This is a genomic window from uncultured Chitinophaga sp., from assembly GCF_937898475.1.
Classification (GTDB): Bacteria; Bacteroidota; Bacteroidia; order Chitinophagales; family Chitinophagaceae; genus Chitinophaga.
Map to the genome: position 1 here is coordinate 67,594 of NZ_CALEJS010000041.1, position 18,201 is coordinate 85,794.

The following is an 18,201-nucleotide window of genomic DNA, read 5'->3' on the forward strand; positions in this document are numbered from 1 at the left end:
GCCATCTTTTAATCAGCAACTGTGATGATTACGTTTATTGATAGCCGTTTGCCGGTTAAAAAATTGCTTCGTCGCGCCACGCGGTTTTTCCCTGCGGCTGCTCAATGACGCGAGAGGCGTAACCCAAAGAGACAACGCGAAGGGAGTGACGCTAACAGAGTGATGCGAAAAGGACAACGCCAGCAGCCTATCGCAAAAACTAACCTTAAACCTCATAAATAATCTTCAGCTCATCCGTCAGCGGTTCCATATTAGCCAGTATCCTGTCAAATAATTTAGGGCCTTCGTGAATATACCAGGGCATAAAATTCTCCTTGCGTTCCTGTAAAGAACCTGCAGGGAAAAGGCGGCTGCGCAGCTGGCGGATCTCATCTGTCTGCCAGGCAAACTTCTTCTTTTCCGCGCGGAGAAATTTATGTTCCAGCTTGCCGATGCTCTTCATGGCACGGTTGCGTTCTGCAGCAACCGTAGCTACCAGCGTAACATCGATGCTGCGGGCTTTTTCTTCCAGCGCATCAAAGAACTGTTCCATCGTATCATACTCGCGTTTCAGCACCAGGTCTGCATTGGTATGCTGCATCACATAGCGGTTCACCAGCTCGTCAACATTGCCGAACAGATCTTTCACGCACAGGCCCAGCTTCCCGAGCCAGCGGGAGGAAACGGCATCTACCAGTAAGAAGGAATTGCGCAGCACCAGCATGGGATAAGGCACCCTGAAATGTGTAAAGAGGGCCTGCAGCTCCAGCCAGTAGGCTATTTCGCCCCCACCGCCAATAAAGGCGATGTTTGGAAGGATGGTCTCCTGGAGAAGACCACGGAGGATCACATTCGGGCTGAAACGCTCCGGGTGCTGCTGTAGCTCCTGCTCCAGTGCTGCCGCGGTGAAGGTGATGGAAGTATTGAGCACTTTCCAGTGATCTTCTTCCTTCACGATACGGTCGCGCGCATTATCAGAAAGATAAAAGAGGTTGATCTCCCGTGGATTAGCCTGTACCTTATAATGCTTGGACAATTTTTCGATAGTGTCTCCCACCAGTTTATGGGAAGTCTGGTGCCAGAGCTCCTCCTTCATCACGGGTATATACAGCTCCTTGAACAGGGGACTATCGGGTATCAGCACCACTACACCGTAGCGGCCAAAAAGGGCATTCACCAGGTAAAGGGTGGCCTCCTGGATATTGTCATGTTCCAGGTAAGCTTTACGTAACAGCTGTATCAGTGCTGCGGCATGTTCCCCATAACCCAGCAGTTCCTGTAAGCGGTCAATCAGGTTGTCCAGTCCTTCGGGACGCATACGGCCTACAGCGCCTTGCTGGGTGGTGTTCCAGCTAAGGGTCTGGTCTTTCAGGTAAACGCTGCCCAATTCGTCCAGGTCATTATCCTCGCTGCCCATATAATACACCGGCACAAAATTGTACTGCGGGTACTGTTCCTTCCAGGCTTCCGCCATTTTTACGGTTTGCAGCACTTTATAGGCAAAGTACAGGTAACCGGTAAAGATGTTGGGCTGGTGGGCTGTACAAATAGTAAACGTGTCCGGCTGTTCCAGCAGGCTGATATTGCGCCGGAGGGCCGGGTCAAGGTCCAGACCGGCGTATTGTTGCTCCAATGCCTTAACCAGCACATCCCGCTGCTGGGGATGCGCCTTTTTAGCCCTTATGAGTGCCTCTACGTCAGGCTTCAGGGGAGAATGGGTATAAAAAGAACGGATCTGCGGATGTTCTGCCAAAAAATCAAGGACCAGTTGGCTGAAATAACCGGTTTCTTTGTAGGATATACCATTACATACTGATTGATCCATGCTCCAAGCTTCCTTTAGAAGGAACGAAGGTAAATCCCAAAAACCAAATTCCAAATTTCAAAACTTTAAAATGTGTTCAGAGGTTAATTTAAATGATAACCTGAACGATGAAAAAGGTTGGCCCCTGAATGAGCCAACCTTTTTATTATTAAAGACGAATAGTTTAACGGGCATGTATAAAGGCGGTGGATGTAAAAACAGACAATAATAATCTGCCTGGCAACAAGCAGTTAGCCTGCACAAATACCTCTGCCCCTTTTGGTAAGCGAATGACCGATATTGGTTCTGTAAGTGTAAAAGGCGCCTGTATGGTCCGTTTGTGCCAATGTACCAAAACGATTGTCGCATTGCAGCAGAAAGCCGGTGATGTCCCACCTCAGGAACTGATAGCTGCCGCGGAAGCCCAGTTCAGTGTAATGGAAGGAATGTGAATGTCCGGACTGAAATAATTGCGTGAGCGCAGCATGCTGTTGCGCCCTGGACACCAGATAGCATCCCAGCAGCAATAGTATTATTGCAATTCTCATCATTGTACGGCTTTGAATAAAACTATTCGGCTCCGTCTGTCTTCGCCCTTTGTATGGCATAGTCGCCTACGCTCCTGCCTACATCAAGGCCAACCATGCAGTCGCTTTTATTGTAGTGAATACCACCCAGGAACCTGGACCTGGCGGCTTCCTCTGCCATCGCATTATAGGCCGCGGCTCTTTCAGGTACAAGATGTCCCAATAACCTTGCAGCTGCACCGCTGAAAGTGGAATGCCCTGATATGTAGGATGGGAAATTCGGTATACCCGTCAGCGTTTTTATTTTCGGGTTCATCTGCGTAGGCCGTGGATTGAAATAATAAAACTTCGTGTCCCAGCAAACAATAGCGGCATCCATTTCGGCCATACCCAGCAGGGCCATATTACGGGCCCAGCGCACCTCGCTGAAGTTTTTCTTTACAAAATCCTCCGCGGCAATCGCCATCCAATGGCCTGCGGGGGTATAAGTACCTACGCCATCCGCCCAGAAATGTACAATCCGAATGTTCTCCCGGGTGGCTTTTGTTGTTACCTGCGTATACACTTCCTCAGTCTCCATTTTCATATCACCGCCTGATGTGGAAGGAGGCGGACCGGGACGCAACGCGATCACGGTAAGCGAATCAAAAAGGAAAGGCTTCACTTTTCCGAACAGCGGCAGCATAGGAGGACGTTTGGGCTCTTCAAGGCTCCTCCAGGGAATCTCTCCCCTTGCTATACAATCATCTTCCAGCTGTTTCCATATTGCCGGATTGCCGCCGGCCTGTCCTGCTCTGTCTCCCCTGGCCCTTGCTACAAACTTCTGTGCCACAGCTTTACCCAGGGCCTCACCCGCTTCCAGGTCGCTGCGTACATTGGCGCCTGCAATGATGCGGGCTCTTTTATGTTCTTCCACTTTCTGCTGAATATAATCCTGGTCGCCGGGAAAGAGCACCTTCAGCATTTCTGCTGCCGCAGCTGCGAGGGTAGCGTCTTCCGAAGGATAGGAAGGCAGATCGGATTTGGGGATCAGCGCGTTTACAGTAGCATTAACGGTGTAGGGCGCCGCCCGGTTATACAGTTTTTTATAATACCATGCGGCCACCAGCGCATCATACTGTGCTGCCGTTACATAAGCATAGGCTCTTGCCGCATAGGGCGGATTTGCAAACGGGAAGTACGGGTACGCCAGCGGATTATTCGCATCAGGCGCGGGGTAGGTACCATCCTCATTCTGGTAAGGCGGCAGGTTATGCCTGGCCACCAGCTCACGCAGAATCTCATTCCAGCGCAATACTGCTCCGGCGCTCCAGTATTTTACGATGCGTTCTTCCTCATCGGTGATCTCCGCCTGCCATGCTTTTATTTCATTGATCTGTGCAGTGTAATCAGGTGTGTTAATAGCGCCGGGGGCGGGTACCGCAATTTCTGAGGGAGCGGTAAGCAATACCGGCTTCCATGACCCCGCATCAAGGTCTATATTGGCGGGAAACAGCGGTGCAATATTTTCAGTTCTTCCCGTGATATCTTTATTGCAGGCAACAATGATAATTACTGCCGCTGCAAGCGTAGCGAAGGAGTAAAAAATTATCTTCTTCATGTCAGTTGGTTTTGGTTGAAGATGGATTAGCGGCGGCTGACTTACGTGAAAAGTCAAGCACATAGAAAACGGAGCCGTAAACAGTGGTAGCCTGTCCCATATTCCTTCCGGCTACGGTGGTATTGCCTCCCCCTACAAATGACAGCTGCGGCATGGGGGGCAGCACATATTTAAAATTGGCGCCCACCGTAGTGGCCTCCATCCTGTTACTGGGAAAGGGCATATTGTTCCGGGTAATATCAAACCCGCCCAGTGTAACCCACCTGTTCACTACTGCTTCAGCTATCCAGCGATAATTCCTGAATCCTGCGCGAAAATTATAATTGGCAGCATTGGGCATTGCTACCTCATGGGTATTATGCATTTGCGTAGTGTAGTAAGATTCGCGGTCAATTTCAATGTTGTCCCGGAACACATAGGTGTAAGAAGCCGTGGCAAAAAGACCATTATACAGCCTGTAATCTACCATTACCCTGGCCGAAGCGGTTTTGCTATGCAGCCCTATAGAAAGCGGCAAAAAATCAGGTGTATAATTGCTTAAAGGAAATGATACCCCACCTATACCGAACACAGAGAATTTTCCGGGTCCCAGCTTTGCCTGAAAAGGCTGCCATTTCAGGAACAGGCTCAGGTCCTGTATACCATCCAGGCCGTGCAAGGTTCCGGCAGATGCTTTGGTCTTTACCCAGGGTGCGCTAAATAATGCATTCAATCTCCTTGAAATTCCGTAATTGCCCATTATGGCCGCCATTTGTGTAGATACCCTTCCCAGATTTTCATTGTCTCTTTTCATAGTCCCTTCCCAGTAGTTTGTCCAACTGCTGTAGCTATAAACAGGCCCCACACAAAATGCATTCTTAGGCATCATCAGGGCGTCAATATCGGTTTGCGCAAACAAGCGGCAGGGCAATAATGCGCATAGCAATAGCGTGGCTGCCACTGCCATTTTTGTGGTGATAATTTTCATTGTACAAATAGATTTTGGTTATTTCATTGCTCAAATATCATAGGCCGGCCGGATCCATAACGTGAACGCTTTCTCCGCACAGGCAGAGAAAGTAAAATGAAAAAACAGACGCCTACACCTGTGGGGGATGCTCGGGTATAGCGCTAAGCATATAATTATAGAGAACGGGGCGAAAAGCGTTATAGCCTGCTGGATAAGCAGGATGGGCAAACAGCATGTTAAAATACTGTTCCACATCAAAATCAGTTATTGTATGCTTCTCAGACTTTGACTGAGGTACGTTTTGTTTTTCACCGGGACTGCCAGCCTGGGGAAGCCCGTTCACCAGTTTAAAGTACTCGTCGCGGGTAGCAATAAGCTGTTGCTTTGCATTATCGGGGATGCATTTCAGGATCAGCATCCCATCCTGTATTTTGCGTTTTACGTATTTGTAGTGAATACCGTCAATTGTAATTTCTCCATCACAGGGTTCAAAATCGGTCCAGTCATTCTGGTAGGGAAGATCAATGGGAAGTTTAAATTCGATCAGGGAGGATTCGTCGTATTCTTTTTTGTCAAGCCTGGCTTCCAGTTGCAGGTTAGCCTCCTCCTGCTGCCAGTACAATAACCACCGGTAACCGTACCAGTTGTAGAATAACATCCCCAAAAGCAATATAGCGGTTACTTTTCTCAACCTGGTATGGAAGTTAATTAAATTATTTCATATATAGCTAACCATCTTGTGCTATGGACGATGGCATTCATAATGATAACCGATATACATAGGTGATTGTAATATAAAACCATGTTCAAACAAAGCTTGTACGTTATTTGTAGAAGATAGACACACACCGTTTTAAAGCTAAATTCTGACAATGAAGATCGCTGTTTTATCTCCGGTAGCATGGCGCACCCCTCCCGTACATTATGGCCCCTGGGAACAAATGGCCTCCAACCTGGCAGAAGGGCTGGTGGCCCGCGGCCATGAGGTAACCTTGTTTGCCACCGCCGATTCTGTTACCAGCGGCACCCTGGCAGCTGTTTGTCCGAAAGGATATGAAGAAGACAGGGAGCTGGACCCCAAGGTACAAGAGTGTATGCATATCAGTTACCTCATGGAACTTGCCGGGGAATTTGATATCATTCACAATCATTTCGACTTCCTGCCCCTCACCTATTCCCGCCTGATCAAAACGCCTATGGTCACTACCATACACGGCTTCTCCTCCCCGAAGATCATCCCGGTGTATGCACGGTACAATGATATTGGCTATTATGTATCTATCAGCCTGGCCAATCGTAGTCCGGCGCTGCGTTACACTGCCAACGTCTACAACGGTATACGCACGGAGGAGTTTACCTTCGAGGGGCAGCCGGAAGATTACCTTTTATACTTTGGACGTATCCATGCAGATAAGGGCACTTTTGACGCCATCCAGATAGCCCTGGCCACCGGCCGGCGGCTGATAATCGCAGGCATTATCCAGGATGAGGCCTACTACAGGGAAAAAGTAAAACCTTTTATAGATGGTGAACAGATCATATTCACCGGCCCGGTTGGCGGAGTGGAACGCAGCCGTGTATTGGGAAGGGCCAGCGCATTACTGCACCCTGTCTATTTTGAGGAACCGTTTGGATTAAGCGTAGCTGAGGCCATGCTGTGTGGTACACCGGTGATCGCCTACAGACGGGGCTCCATGCCGGAAGTGATAGAAAGCGGCAAAACGGGGTACCTGGTGAATAATCTGCAGCAGGCGATCAATTGTGTGAATGATATATCGAAGATAGACAGAAGCTACTGCGCCCGCTATGCAAAAGAAAAGTTTAGCGAAGAGAAGATGGTCGATGAGTATATTAAAGTATATGAGAACATAGCCTGAGTTTACCCATCCTCCTTAATCCGCTGCAGCAGCTTATCCAGCTCCACCGTAGCAAAACCGGAAGCATAATCAGACAACCCATATGGTATGATCAGCTCCTGGTTATGTATCATGGATCCGCAGGAATAAAGTACATTCGGCACATACCCTTCCCTTTCTTCCTTGGTAGGCATCAGCAGCGGTTCTTTCAAACGTCCTATCTCCACGCGCGGGTTCTCCAGGTCCAGCAAACTTGCCCCCAGGCAGTAAGTACGCATAGGACCCACACCATGGGTGATCAGCAGCCAGCCTTCGGAGGTCTCTATAGGCGAGCCGCAATTGCCTATCTGTACAAACTCCCAGGGATGTTTGGGCGTTTGCAGTATTTCGGGGTTTTCCCAGATATTGATCCGGTCTGAGTACATGATGTAGTTGTTGATACCGTCTATGCGGGAGATCATCACATACTTGCCATTGATCATACGGGGAAAAAGGGCCAGGTTCTTGTTCTGTGCCCCTTCGCCGTAAAGCGGTAATATTTTAAAGTTGTAAAAGTCTTTTGTCTGCATCAGCTTGGGCTGGATGGTAACACCGTCGTATGCCGTGTAGGTAGCATAATAGGTGGTATCGCCATGCGGGTCGGTAAACTTCACGAAACGTGCATCTTCAATACCCTTGCTTTCTGCCTCGGAATAAGGAAAGATCACCCTGTCCGAAATATCGGTATCCAGGGAGAAGTTGATCTCATAGTAAGAATCCGCCAGCCATAGCAGCCTTTCCAGCGCCTTCTTTATGAAGTGGTCTACCTGGTAGCGTTGCTGCATTTCGCGTATCACATGTTTCAGGGAGATGTATTCAAAGGTCTCCGGCAGGCGGTTCTGTACTTCGGATAGCACAGGGTCCGGCAGCTTGATGGATACTGCATTCTGGAAGAAGCTGTTCTTATGATAAGTGGCGTTGCGGATCACCTCCGCCTCTTCTACGTAGTTGCCTGCCGTTATCAGTTTGATCTCGTTATCGCGGTTAATGGTGCCATGGCGGAAAGCGATGGAAGAGATGTGTCCTTCACCCACTGCACGGAAGCTGATGATCACGCGTTTCTCACCTTCTTCAAGGCCGCTCTGGTCTATATCCTCTATCAGCGAGGGATTAAAGAAAGCGGCAGACTCAATGGAGTATTCGTTGGTGAAATAGGAACCGATGAGCAGGCGCTTTTTATAATCCACTTCCTCAAAATTGATCTGCTGGGAAGCAAAGAGATGTCTTACCCGGTCACAGTGCCGTTCAAATATGCGGGTAATATTACGGTGGCGGCGGGAGAATTCACGCAGTAAGGGCATTACCGTGGCCGCTACCTCCGCGTCGCTCATGGCGACTACCTGGCTGATAATAGCTTTGGCCCTGGCCTCACCGTTAAAGAAAAAACGGGCCACCACCCGTTTCATATCAGGATAGATCTTTGCTGGTTGTCGTTCTATCGATAAGCGCATTCTCTGGCTTTTAGCAATTAGCGGCTAAATAACAAATCCGTCCTCCAATACCATACCCTTCTTTATCACAACGATCCCATCCTTGACGGTATATTTTTCATGTTCGCCATCAGGCAGGCGTTCACCCACGTTGATCTTTACGCCATTGCCGATACTGCAGTTCTTATCGATGATGGCGTCTTTGATCTGGCAGTTGTCGCCGATGCCCATGGGAGGATATCCTTTGGCTTTCGCCTTTTCAAGTTCTTCCAGTGTCTGGTAATAATCACTGCCCATAATAAAGCTGTTTTTGATCACCGATCCCTTCCCGATACGCGTACGGATGCCCACCACGCATTTTTCCAGCACACTGTCCAGGATAATGCATCCGTCTGCTATGATAGCCTTTTTGATGGTGGCAGATATCTTGGCAGGCGGCAGCATGCGGGCGCGGGAGAAGATGGTTTTGGTCTCGTCAAATAAATTGAACTTGGGGATGTCGTCTGTTAGCCCGATATTGGCTTCCCAGAAAGAGCTGATATTCCCGATGTCTGTCCAATAGCCTTCATACTGGTAGCTCACTACTTTATAATCCGCATTAATGGCAAAAGGGATCAGCTCCTTGCCGAAATCCGTGGCCGCTTCCTGTCCGTTCAGCAGGTCATACAGCACTTTACGGCTGAACAGGTAAATCCCCATGCTGGCCAGGTATATACGGCCTTCTGCCTCCATCTCTGTGCTCACCGGGGAAGACCAGGGCCCCAGCTGTTCCTGTTTGGGTTTTTCCGTAAAGGAGGTGATGAGCGCATTGGGATCCGTTTTCAGTATCCCGAAATCGGACGCATCTTTAGCGTTCACCGGGATGGTGGCGATGGTGATCTCTGCCTCCTGCTCTATATGGAACTGGAGCATTTCCCGGAAATCCATCTGGTAGAGCTGGTCGCCGGATAGGATGAGCACATAGTCAAACTCAAAATTGTCGATATGATGAAGGCATTGCCGCACTGCATCCGCAGTGCCCTGGTACCAGGTTGGGTTATCAGGTGTTTGCTCTGCCGCCAGTATATCTACAAAAGCTTTGCTGAAATGGCTGAAGTGGTAGGTATTCTTTATATGCTTGTTCAACGAAGCCGAGTTGTACTGTGTAAGCACAAATATGCGGTTCATATCCGCATTCAGGCAGTTGGAGATAGGTATATCTACCAGCCGGTATTTTCCAGCCAGGGGTACGGCCGGTTTGGAACGCCGGCGGGTTAAGGGATACAGGCGTGTACCTGCGCCTCCGCCCAGTATGAGTGAAATGATTGCATTGGACATATGTTAGATTAATTTTTCATTAGTTAATAATTGTGGCGTGCAAAGTATCACGGGACGATCGCAATCGACTGGTAAAGGCTGAGGTACTGTTTTGCTGCCGTATCCCATGAGTGATCCAGCTGCATGATATATTGCCGTATGTGCTGCATGGTTACTTCCTGGTCTTCGTATAAGGCGACTGCCCGGCCTATTGCCCTGCAGGCGTCCCACCCTACAGCATGTATAAAACGTATGCCAAATCCGTTTTCATCACCAATATCTGTTACGGTATCTTTTAAACCGCCTACGCTGCGTACAATGGGGATGGTACCGTAGCGAAGGGAATAAAGCTGATTGAGGCCGCAGGGCTCTACGCGGGAAGGCATCAGCAGGAAATCGCTGGCGGCATATATTCTGTGTGAAAGTGCTTCATTGTATCCTATCTGAACATTGAAGTGAGCAGGGGCATAATGCCGCGTTTGTTGTAGAGACCATTCCACATGCGCATCCCCGCTACCCAACAGCATAAAGTTTACACGGCCGGAAAGTTCGTATAGGGATCGTCCGATGATTTCAGGGAGAAGGTCGGCTCCTTTTTCGATGACCAGCCTGCCTATGAAGGAGATTAGCGGCAGTTGGGGGTCAAGCCCGAACTCCCGGCAAAGGGCGGCTTTATTCTCGGCTTTGCCGGCATTAAACGTGTGTTCATCATAGTTAGCCGGCAGCATGGGGTCTGTAGCGGGGTCCCATACCTCGGTATCGATACCATTGAGTATGCCCACGGCTTTGCCGCGTTCATGGCTTAGCAGGCTCTCAAGCCCGTTGGCGGATGTATACAGCTCTTCCATATAGCTGGGCGATACGGTCGTAACACGCCAGGCGCATTTGATAGCTGCAGCCAGCGGGTTAATGGCCCCGTTCCAGTCCAGCAGACCGGATTTCCAGAGATCGAAGGAAGGGAGCAGATATTGACGATCCCAGCCAAACTGTCCCTGGTACTGTGCATTGTGAATGGTAATAACGGAAGCGATGTCCCTTAGCCGCCCGTACTTATAACCATAGCTCATCAGGAACGGGATCAGGCCGGTATGGTGATCGTGGCAGTGTATCACATTGGGGTGGTGCTGCCATTCGTTCAGCCAGTCCAGCACGGCAATCTGAAAGCCCAGGAACCTTTCCGTATCGTTATAGTGTCCATATACGCCTTCTTTGTCCAGCAGGCCCGGAATATCCAGCAGGTACAGATCAAAGCCTAATACATTGCTTTTCTCTTTCCACACGTTGAAGTGGTACCACTGGTGCCCCAGCCACATGCCGGCCTGGTGCACAATATCAAATTCATGCGTTTCAAAGAAGCGGGTCTTATAGGCCGGGATCACTACTTTGGCGATACATCCTGCCTGGAACTGATATTTGGGCAGGGCGCCCACAACATCACCTAATCCTCCTACCTTGGCTACCGGGTAACATTCCGCGCTAACGTGCAATACTTCCATGCTAAACAATTAAATAGATACTTTTAAGTTACCTTAGAAAAACTTAATAAACAAAGAACAATCGAAATTAATTTTTAGTTTGAGATGGACGCTTAAGGTTTAAAGATCGTTGGAAGCAAGAGGCGCAGGAGTAGTTGTCCTGTTCTGCTGCATTTGCCCTGGCGGCCAACTTTTAACTAACTTTAAACCTCAAACTTTAAACCTCCAACCAGTAAAACCTGACTGTCATGGATTTTGGACGTGTAGACACTCCCCTGCTGGATGAAATAGACTTCAAGCTGCCGGCAGAACCAGCGCTCAATAAGAAGATTCTGAAAGGGCCGGCTGCCAGACAGCCGAAGATATACCTGGGCTGCGCCAAATGGGGACGCAAGGAATGGATCGGTAAGATCTATCCCCAGGGAACCAAAGAGGCCAATTTTCTCGATGAGTATGTAAAGCATTATAACAGCATTGAGCTGAACGCCACACACTACCAGGTATACGGACCGGAAACCATCCGCAAATGGGGTGAGAAGGCAAAGGGCCAGCCCGGTTTTAAGTTCTGTCCCAAAGTGTCGCAGTCCATCAGTCATTACAGCCAGCTCACCAATGCCGGGCCGCAGACCACCGCCTTCCTGGAAGGGGTGCTGGCCTTTGAACAACAGCTGGGGCCCATCTTCCTGCAGGTAAGCGACCGCTTTTCTCCCAAACGTAAAGACGCGCTATTTGAATACCTGGCCAGCCTGCCCAAAGACCTCCAATTCTTCCTGGAAGTAAGGCATCCTGAATGGTTCAGCGATGAAGCTGTACGGCTGGAACTGCTGCGTACCCTGCAAAAGCTGAAAGTAGGCCTGATCATCACCGATACCGCCGGCCGCCGCGATTGCGCCCATATGGAGCTGACAGTGCCCAAAGCCTTCATCCGGTTTGTAGGCAACAGCCTGCACCCTACCGATTATACCCGTATAGACGATTGGGTGAACCGCATCCATTACTGGCTGGAACAGGGCCTGAAAGAACTGTACTTTTTCATGCATATGCATGATGAAGCCTATTCTCCTGAACTGTCGGTATACCTGGCAGACAAGATCAAAGCCGTATGCGGTGTGGAGGTAATGCGGCCGCAGTTCGTAACAACGTCTTCACCGCTGAAGGCGCCTGCAAAACCAGCCGCAAAAAAGCCTGCAAAAACAGTAGCTAAACAACCAACAAAAGCAGCCGTAAAGCGGCCCGCTAAGGCGGCTGCAAAGCAACCCACCAGGGCAGCGGCCAGGCCCACAACAAAAAAAGCCACAAAAAAGCCGGTAAAGAAAGCTGCCAGATAGCCTGTTAATGAGCCATTTATACAAATTTGCTGCTATACTGCTTAAAAACAAACAGTGGTATGACGGCTGATCTTTGACATTTAATAAATCTCACACTAATTTCGCCCCGGAAAACGGTTAGATCTGATCTTATATGCGTGAAAAGCTCCGGCAACTGGCCCTGGAATTAGAGGGCACCCTTTACGATGACGATACCATGCGCACGTTATACGCCACCGATGCGTCGGCCTACCGCGAAATGCCACTGGCAGTAGCGATACCGGCTCATGAAGGGGATATCAAACGGCTCATCACTTTTGCCAGGGAGAACAAAACCTCCCTGATACCACGTACAGCCGGTACATCGCTCGCCGGACAAGTGGTAGGCAACGGCATCATCGTAGACGTGTCGAGAACCTTTACCCGCATCCTGGAGATCAATAAAGAAGAGCGCTGGGTACGCGTGCAGCCCGGCGTGATCAGGGATGAGCTGAACCTTTTCCTGAAGCCCCACGGCTTTTATTTTGGCCCTGAAACCTCTACTGCCAACCGCGCCATGATAGGCGGCATGGTGGGCAATAACTCCTGCGGATCCAACTCAGTGGTATACGGCAGTACCCGCGAACACCTGCTGGAAGTAAAAGCCTTGCTCAGCGATGGCAGCGAAGCGGTATTCCATACTTTGTCGCCGGACGAGTTCCATGCCCGTTGCGAACGTACAGACGGCAGCATGGAAACACGCGTATATAAGCACATCAGGACCCTGCTGGGCAACCATACCAATCAGGAGGAGATCCGCCGCGAATTTCCCAAAAAGAGCATTGCCCGCCGTAATACCGGCTACGCCATCGATATGCTGCTGGAAACAGCTCCTTTTACCGCCGGCGCACCTGATTTTAACTTCTGCAGCCTGATAGCCGGTTCTGAGGGTACCCTGGCCTTCCTGACAGAGATCAAGCTGAACATCGTACCGCTGCCGCCTAAAGAAACAGGCCTGCTGTGCATCCATTTCAACAGCATAGATGAATCACTGCGCGCCAACGTCATCGCCATGCGGTACAAACCAAGCGCCAGCGAACTGATAGATCACTATATACTGGAGTGTACCAAAGACAATATTGAGCAAAGCAAGAACCGCTTTTTTGTTCAGGGCGATCCGGGCGCCATACTGGTAGTAGAGTTCCTGCGCGACAACCGCGAGGATATTAAGACCATTGCCGCACAACTGCAGCAGGAACTGCAGGCTGCAGGACTGGGATACCACTTCCCCCTCCTGTTCGGCGATGATACCAAAAAGGTATGGACCCTGCGTAAAGCGGGCCTCGGCCTCCTGTCCAACCTCCCCGGCGATGAAAAGGCCGTGCCGGTGATCGAAGACACCGCCGTGGATGTGGAAGACCTCCCGGCCTATATACGCGACTTTAACGAGATCCTGAAAAAATATGATCTCTACTCCGTACACTACGCTCATGCGGGCAGCGGGGAGATCCACCTCAGGCCCATCATCAACCTGAAAACGGAAGAAGGCAATATGCTCTTCCGTAAAATAGCCGAGGAAATAGCCACACTGGTTAAGAAATACCAGGGCTCCCTGAGCGGCGAGCATGGGGATGGCCGCCTCAGGGGCGAGTTTATCCGCCAGATGATCGGCGAAAAGAACTACGAGCTGCTGCGCCAGGTAAAATACACCTGGGATCCCGATAACATCTTCAACCCGAACAAGATCGTAGACACGCCGTCAATGAACAGCATGCTGCGCTACGAACCCGGGCAGCAGGTGCCTCCCATCGCTACCATCTTCCATTTCCCGGAGCAGACCATCCTGCAGCACGCAGAGCAGTGCAACGGCTCGGGCGACTGCCGCAAGACGCATCTCAGCGGCGGCACCATGTGCCCCAGCTATATGGCCACCCGGAATGAAAAAGATACCACCCGCGCCAGGGCTAACATCCTCCGCGAATTCCTTACCCATTCACAGAAAGAGAACCGTTTTGACCATGATGAGATCTACGATGTGCTGGACCTTTGCCTGGCATGCAAGGGCTGTAAATCCGAATGCCCGTCCAATGTAGACATGGCCAAACTGAAGATGGAATTCCTGCAGCATTACCATGATGCAAATGGAGTACCTTTCCGCGTACGGATGATCACCAGTTATTCCGCGCTGAATAAGCTGGCCGCCATCGCTCCCGGCATATACAACTGGCTGGTGGATAACAAAGCCACCGGCAGCCTTATTAAAAAGATTTCCGGTTTTGCCACCAAACGTTCTTTACCGGGGCTCCACCATACTACCTTTAAAAGCTGGTTCCGTAAAAAATGGCCTGCAGAACGTACACCCCTGGCAGCAGGTGCACCGGTAGTGTACCTGTTCTGCGACGAATTCACCAATTACAATGATACTGCGATAGGCATTAAAACCGTACAGCTGCTGCACCGTTTAGGCTTTGAAGTGAGGATGACAGAACACCCCGAAAGCGCCAGGGCATTAATGTCAAAAGGCATGCTCCGCAAAGCGCGGGAGAAAGCCGAAGAGAATGTGCGCATATTCAAAGACATTATCAATGCCAACATACCCCTGCTGGGTATTGAGCCTTCTGCCATACTGAGCTTCCGGGATGAATACCCCGACCTGGTACGCGAAGAGCTGCGCAGCTCTGCAAAAGAACTGGCCCGGCATGTGTACCTGGTGGATGAATTCCTGGCCAATGCAGCAGACCAGGGCAAGATCCGCAAAGAGCAGTTCAGCACAGAGAAACGCCATATCAAGCTGCACGGGCATTGCCAGCAGAAAGCACTTTCCTCTTCACTGCACAGCAAAAAGATCCTCTCCTTACCGGAGCAGTATACCGTAGAGGTGATCCCCTCCGGTTGCTGCGGCATGGCCGGTTCCTTTGGTTATGAGAAAGAACATTATGACCTTTCCATGCAGATAGGTGAAATGGTATTGTTCCCCGCTGTGCGTAACGCAGCTGCTGATACGATCATTGCTGCACCAGGCACCAGCTGCCGCCACCAGGTAAAAGATGGTACCGGTAAGACGGCGCTGCATCCGGTGGAGATATTGTATGATGCGCTGCTTTAATGAAGCACACTGCACAGACCAGGACAGCGGGAAAATACGATGGCAGATAGGCACGGAAATCCACATATTATTTTGCTCATATGGGCATAAATCCCTATCTTAGAAACAATACCCATTTTCCCTCAATACCCTTTATTATATGAGATCTAACCACATTATCCTGGTCAACGAGCGCGACGAAGCGGTTGCCACAATGGAAAAGCTGGAAGCGCACCGGAAAGGGCTGTTGCACCGGGCTTTTTCTGTTTTTGTGATCAATAGCCGTGGCGAAATGCTGCTACACAGACGGGCCAGCCATAAGTACCATTCCGGCGGCCTGTGGACCAACGCCTGCTGCAGTCACCCGGCCCCGGGAGAAGAAGTGGCAGATGCCGCACACCGCCGCCTGCAGGAGGAAATGGGATTTGACTGCCAGTTACAGAAAATATTTACCTTTACTTACCACGCTACCTTTGACAACGGGCTGATAGAGCATGAATATGATCATGTGTTCCTGGGCGTTTTTGACGGCGAAATTGTGCCGGATACGGAAGAAGTGGAAGAATACGGCTTTTTTTCATTACAGGAGATCAGCCGGCAGATACGTGAAAGCCCTGAACGCTTTACTTACTGGTTCAAAATGGCCTATCCTACGGTGCTGGAGCATTTGTGAAGTCTATTCAAAATAACTCACATATTCCCTCAGTTATGCCATATAAACGCCATCCTGTATCAACTACCGGCAACTCCGGGCGCTCTGTATCAGAAAACATCAGTGCTACCAGGGGCGTGGCACAAAGAACAGCGGTAGCTGCTCCATTCACAGGGAATCCTTCAACAACAGCTGCTTATACAGAAAGACAAGTACCGGAAAAATCATGGTCCGGCGTACAACAGGCTTTAGTACCATTGACAGCAAACGGGCCGGCTGCCACACCTGTACAACGGTTCCGGCTATCCCCCAAACCTGTTGCCGGTACGGCACAGGCGGTAGTACAACGTGAGGTGGCACTAAAGGATGCGGACAATAATATCTATGAAGATCAGGCCACCGGAAATGAAGTAGGCTTCCTGTCTAAAAACGGCAGAAGCTATGTTTTCGGGGATTATGAAGGCCTGACGAAATTGATCGAGTGGTATGAGAGTGATGAAATACAAGCGTTAAGAATGAACATACCTCAGGCAGTTGGCAATGTGGTGCCAAATTATGACACCTATAAAGGCCGGTTTGGTAAGATTTGGTACATGGATGAAAACGGCGATTTGCGTGAAGCAACTGGCATTAATAACGTTTTTCTACAGCAGCGCTTAATTGAAGTATTACGACGCGGAGGGCCCGCATACTGGCCAGGAGGCACCAGTAACCGCAGTCCCCGGGCTAAAGGCATACTGGCTGTAAAGGGCTACCCTTCCCTGCACGATGTTTTGAGGCAGTTGGGTATCAAAGAGAAGGATTTTCCCAGGTACAGTGGCGTGGAAATGCGTCACCTTAACGATGCGGAATTCGAACAGTTCAGGCAGGAAGCGCTGCATGCGCAGTCAAACACAACCGTATTGAATGATGTTGTATACGTGTCTACACAGCAGCTTACCAGGTCAAAGAATGCAAAGGTGAGAGCCGATAAAAAGAACTATAAGGATGATTTTGGAAATAACCAGGCAACCCTCAGGAAACTGGAATCATCTTTTAATTCGCTTCCGCTGCCCGCTACAGAGGGCTGGGTGAACAGCTTTGGTAAAACACCACGCGGCGGCGGACAGGCCAAAGCCATGAATAACTGGAATGCACTGGGCGCCGCCGCTTTTGCCAATAAGGTCCACGGACAAGACTTTGACCTGTCCCAGAACTGGGAATGGCTGCATATCCGGGCTTCGCAGATAGGCGGCAAAACAACGGGTGGTAACCTGGTGGCAGGACTGTATGCCGTAAACTCTCATATGATCCCCTATGAGAACCTGGTGAAAAAGTGGAGTAGCGAAGCCCCCGGAAAGCTGCAGGTACGGTTCTATACAGAAAATGGCCGCCTGCGGGTATTTGCGGAAAAGATCGTTATGGATATTGCCACCAATGGGCCACATCCTACCCTGGGCAATATCCCCACCTCTGATCCCCTGAGGGCTACGTTTTATACCTTCAGCGGCAAAGTGGTGGACAAACTGGCCAGCCGCCTCGAAAGCCTGCAGCTGGAACAGCATTTAAAAGCGCAGGCGCAAGGTACCGCTACCACAAGTAATCAGCAGGCGCTTGTTGCCGCTCCCCGGGCCTACCTGGCAGATACTTCAGCGCGGTTCCAGGATTCTTTGCGCTTACTGCCGGTCACTCCCGGGATCTCCCTGCAGCAGGTGATGAACCAGTTGTATAATGATCCCTTTGCACCACAGGTACAGCTGGTCTTACAACACTTTATGCAACCGCTTCCGCCTACCATAGCGGTTGCCATTGAAGCCCAGGAGGACGAGCAAACACTGCACACCACTATCCTCACCGGCGGGCAAACAAACATACCGGCCCTGCTTCCACCCACTCAATGGCCTGCTTTAACAGCGCCGGATGATGCATCACCGGTCGCAGACATACCCCTAACCACATCAGAACTGGCCAGGAGTATCCACATCAAATCCGTCAAACAATCCCGGCTGGGCAACCTGAAAAAGAAACGGCGGCTCAAGATAACTGTCCAGCAACGTGGAAAAGTGTTCCGCACGTTTTATGTAGGGTCATTAGATAAGTACAATAAGCACCTGAAATAGACAGTATCCGGCCGCTTATTGCGGGTAGTTGCATCAAAGCTGCCGGATATCATAACGATCTTGTGTAGATCAGGTATAGATATTATGTCTCTTTAAAGAGAGATATTATCTACATAACATCTAC

The 18,201-nt window shown here is 50.1% G+C and carries 13 protein-coding genes; 5 read left to right on the top strand and 8 right to left on the bottom strand.

The features are described 5' to 3' along the window. Positions 1-205 precede the first annotated feature (205 nt). From bshC to Q0577_RS24735, 5 genes are all read right to left on the bottom strand, one after another. Positions 206-1,804: a bacillithiol biosynthesis cysteine-adding enzyme BshC gene (gene bshC / locus Q0577_RS24715; protein ID WP_298741112.1), complete on the bottom strand. Its 1,599-nt coding sequence runs from the start codon at positions 1,802-1,804 to the stop codon at positions 206-208. Positions 1,805-2,034: 230 nt separating this feature from the next. After that, on the bottom strand, positions 2,035-2,331 hold the full coding sequence (locus tag Q0577_RS24720; protein WP_298741114.1) for a hypothetical protein: 297 nt from the start codon (positions 2,329-2,331) through the stop codon (positions 2,035-2,037). 22 nt (positions 2,332-2,353) lie between these two features. Continuing rightward, the gene (locus tag Q0577_RS24725) at positions 2,354-3,910 is read right to left on the bottom strand and encodes a phosphatase PAP2 family protein (protein ID WP_298741115.1); all 1,557 of its coding nucleotides are present in this window, start codon (positions 3,908-3,910) and stop codon (positions 2,354-2,356) included. Position 3,911: 1 nt separating this feature from the next. Further along, on the bottom strand, positions 3,912-4,877 hold the full coding sequence (locus Q0577_RS24730; RefSeq protein ID WP_298741116.1) for a transporter: 966 nt from the start codon (positions 4,875-4,877) through the stop codon (positions 3,912-3,914). A 112-nt stretch (positions 4,878-4,989) separates the two neighbouring features. Then, positions 4,990-5,517: a hypothetical protein gene (locus Q0577_RS24735; protein ID WP_298741117.1), complete on the bottom strand. Its 528-nt coding sequence runs from the start codon at positions 5,515-5,517 to the stop codon at positions 4,990-4,992. 214 nt (positions 5,518-5,731) lie between these two features. Here Q0577_RS24735 and Q0577_RS24740 point away from each other — a divergent pair, with 214 nt between their 5' ends. Continuing rightward, a complete protein-coding gene (locus Q0577_RS24740; RefSeq protein ID WP_298741118.1) occupies positions 5,732-6,736 on the top strand; it encodes a glycosyltransferase family 4 protein in 1,005 nt (334 codons plus the stop codon). Positions 6,737-6,738: 2 nt separating this feature from the next. On the opposite strand, the gene Q0577_RS24745 is transcribed toward Q0577_RS24740, so the two are convergent. From Q0577_RS24745 to Q0577_RS24755, 3 genes are read right to left on the bottom strand one after another with little or no spacing between them, the layout of a single operon-like run. Then, positions 6,739-8,205, bottom strand: coding sequence for a glycoside hydrolase family 130 protein (locus Q0577_RS24745; RefSeq protein ID WP_298741120.1), 1,467 nt, complete (start codon positions 8,203-8,205; stop codon positions 6,739-6,741). A 24-nt stretch (positions 8,206-8,229) separates the two neighbouring features. Then, on the bottom strand, positions 8,230-9,501 hold the full coding sequence (locus tag Q0577_RS24750) for a glucose-1-phosphate adenylyltransferase (protein WP_298741122.1): 1,272 nt from the start codon (positions 9,499-9,501) through the stop codon (positions 8,230-8,232). Between the two features lie 47 nt (positions 9,502-9,548). After that, the gene (locus Q0577_RS24755) at positions 9,549-10,976 is read right to left on the bottom strand and encodes a glycogen synthase (protein WP_298741124.1); all 1,428 of its coding nucleotides are present in this window, start codon (positions 10,974-10,976) and stop codon (positions 9,549-9,551) included. A 227-nt stretch (positions 10,977-11,203) separates the two neighbouring features. On the opposite strand from Q0577_RS24755, the gene Q0577_RS24760 reads away from it, so the two are divergent. From Q0577_RS24760 to Q0577_RS24775, 4 genes are all read left to right on the top strand, one after another. Continuing rightward, on the top strand, positions 11,204-12,283 hold the full coding sequence (locus tag Q0577_RS24760) for a DUF72 domain-containing protein (RefSeq protein WP_298741125.1): 1,080 nt from the start codon (positions 11,204-11,206) through the stop codon (positions 12,281-12,283). Positions 12,284-12,416: 133 nt separating this feature from the next. After that, a complete protein-coding gene (locus Q0577_RS24765; RefSeq protein WP_298741126.1) occupies positions 12,417-15,347 on the top strand; it encodes an FAD-binding and (Fe-S)-binding domain-containing protein in 2,931 nt (976 codons plus the stop codon). A gap of 139 nt (positions 15,348-15,486) precedes the next feature. Next, positions 15,487-15,999 carry an isopentenyl-diphosphate Delta-isomerase gene (idi, locus tag Q0577_RS24770; protein ID WP_298741127.1) on the top strand — a complete coding sequence of 171 codons (513 nt, stop codon included), beginning with the start codon at positions 15,487-15,489 and terminating at the stop codon, positions 15,997-15,999. A gap of 35 nt (positions 16,000-16,034) precedes the next feature. Then, a complete protein-coding gene (locus tag Q0577_RS24775) occupies positions 16,035-18,077 on the top strand; it encodes a hypothetical protein (protein WP_298741128.1) in 2,043 nt (680 codons plus the stop codon). Positions 18,078-18,201 lie beyond the last annotated feature (124 nt).

Bases quoted from the DNA above. Each gene is read 5' to 3' on its own strand.
- Q0577_RS24720 (WP_298741114.1), bottom strand. From the start codon at position 2,331: ATGAGAATTGCAATAATACTATTGCTGCTGGGATGCTATCTGGTGTCC.
- Q0577_RS24755 (WP_298741124.1), bottom strand. From the start codon at position 10,976: ATGGAAGTATTGCACGTTAGCGCGGAATGTTACCCGGTAGCCAAGGTA.
- Q0577_RS24765 (WP_298741126.1), top strand. From the start codon at position 12,417: ATGCGTGAAAAGCTCCGGCAACTGGCCCTGGAATTAGAGGGCACCCTT.
- Q0577_RS24740 (WP_298741118.1), top strand. From the start codon at position 5,732: ATGAAGATCGCTGTTTTATCTCCGGTAGCATGGCGCACCCCTCCCGTA.
- bshC (WP_298741112.1), bottom strand. From the start codon at position 1,804: ATGGATCAATCAGTATGTAATGGTATATCCTACAAAGAAACCGGTTAT.
- Q0577_RS24730 (WP_298741116.1), bottom strand. From the start codon at position 4,877: ATGAAAATTATCACCACAAAAATGGCAGTGGCAGCCACGCTATTGCTA.
- idi (WP_298741127.1), top strand. From the start codon at position 15,487: ATGAGATCTAACCACATTATCCTGGTCAACGAGCGCGACGAAGCGGTT.
- Q0577_RS24760 (WP_298741125.1), top strand. From the start codon at position 11,204: ATGGATTTTGGACGTGTAGACACTCCCCTGCTGGATGAAATAGACTTC.
- Q0577_RS24750 (WP_298741122.1), bottom strand. From the start codon at position 9,501: ATGTCCAATGCAATCATTTCACTCATACTGGGCGGAGGCGCAGGTACA.
- Q0577_RS24745 (WP_298741120.1), bottom strand. From the start codon at position 8,205: ATGCGCTTATCGATAGAACGACAACCAGCAAAGATCTATCCTGATATG.
- Q0577_RS24735 (WP_298741117.1), bottom strand. From the start codon at position 5,517: ATGTTATTCTACAACTGGTACGGTTACCGGTGGTTATTGTACTGGCAG.
- Q0577_RS24775 (WP_298741128.1), top strand. From the start codon at position 16,035: ATGCCATATAAACGCCATCCTGTATCAACTACCGGCAACTCCGGGCGC.
- Q0577_RS24725 (WP_298741115.1), bottom strand. From the start codon at position 3,910: ATGAAGAAGATAATTTTTTACTCCTTCGCTACGCTTGCAGCGGCAGTA.